The 968-nt window shown below is 22.4% G+C and carries 3 protein-coding genes; 2 read left to right on the top strand and 1 reads right to left on the bottom strand.

Translation table 11 applies throughout. The annotated features are described in order from the left end of the window. Both GBZ86_RS16280 and GBZ86_RS16275 read left to right on the top strand, forming a co-directional pair. The coding region (locus GBZ86_RS16280) for a DUF3783 domain-containing protein (RefSeq protein ID WP_152892408.1) at positions 1-181 on the top strand (181 nt) is incomplete at its 5' end. A 106-nt stretch (positions 182-287) separates the two neighbouring features. After that, positions 288-494: a heavy-metal-associated domain-containing protein gene (locus GBZ86_RS16275; protein WP_152892406.1), complete on the top strand. Its 207-nt coding sequence runs from the start codon at positions 288-290 to the stop codon at positions 492-494. Positions 495-652: 158 nt separating this feature from the next. Here GBZ86_RS16275 and GBZ86_RS16270 read toward each other — a convergent pair whose 3' ends face one another. Next, positions 653-862, bottom strand: a complete 210-nt coding sequence (locus tag GBZ86_RS16270) for a cold-shock protein (protein WP_152892404.1) — start codon at positions 860-862, stop codon at positions 653-655. Positions 863-968 lie beyond the last annotated feature (106 nt).

Here is a 968-nt window from a genome sequence, read left to right as displayed (position 1 = left end):
TAATATAGCTCCAGCAAAAATTAATATTTTTATAGAAAATTTAAAGAAAATGAGAATAAATAATACTTTAATGGCTGTAGTTACAGACACTTCAAAGAATTGGTCATTAAATAAATTAATATTTAATTTAATAGAGGAACGTAAATCTATAAATGAAGGAAAAACTTTAAAACATTCATAATAGTTTATAAAAATTTATAGTGTTTATTTTAAGAAAAAATTATAAATATAAAAAACCTAAATGGAACATACTATAGTTGTTAATTCACAAGAAGGGAGAAATAACAATGGATAGAGTTCATTATAATGTAAATGGATTGGTTAATTCTACTAATAAGACTCATATTAAAAATGCTTTAGATAAAATAGAAGGAATTCAACAAGTATGTGTTGATGTTGCTCGTGGAAGTGTGGAAGTAATATTTAATGAACAGGTTAAAGTAGAAGATATTAAAAAATGTATTGAAGACACTGGATATAATATATATAATTAGTGATTTTGAATACCAATAAAAGAAAGAGATATGACTTTAAAATAAATTTTTATAAAAATTTATTTTACATTAATCATATCTTTTTCTTTTATTTAACACATAAATAAAGTAAGTATTTTTAATATAAATACTATTAGTGCTTTATGAAAAAATAATTTTTATAATTTTTGAACATTTACTGCCATAGGGCCTTTTTGTCCTTCACTTACATCAAAAGTTACACTTTCTCCTTCATGTAAATCCTTATCATTTCCTTTTTCCTTTACTTGAGAATGATGAACAAAAACATCATCTCCTTCATCACAGGAAATAAATCCATAACCTTTTTCTTTATCAAACCATTTAATTATACCAGTTCTACTAGACATAACTAATGCCTCCTTATATAAAAATTTCATTAAATAGTATTAGCTAAAAAAAAAAAAATACACACCATTTATGAAAATTTTTAATCATTAACAAATTGATTAGTAC

Source organism: Clostridium tarantellae (assembly GCF_009295725.1).
In the GTDB taxonomy this organism is placed as follows: domain Bacteria; phylum Bacillota; class Clostridia; order Clostridiales; family Clostridiaceae; genus Sarcina; species Sarcina tarantellae.
This window is presented reverse-complemented; position numbering and strand designations above follow the sequence as displayed.

Bases quoted from the DNA above. Each gene is read 5' to 3' on its own strand.
- GBZ86_RS16275 (WP_152892406.1), top strand. From the start codon at position 288: ATGGATAGAGTTCATTATAATGTAAATGGATTGGTTAATTCTACTAAT.
- GBZ86_RS16270 (WP_152892404.1), bottom strand. From the start codon at position 862: ATGTCTAGTAGAACTGGTATAATTAAATGGTTTGATAAAGAAAAAGGT.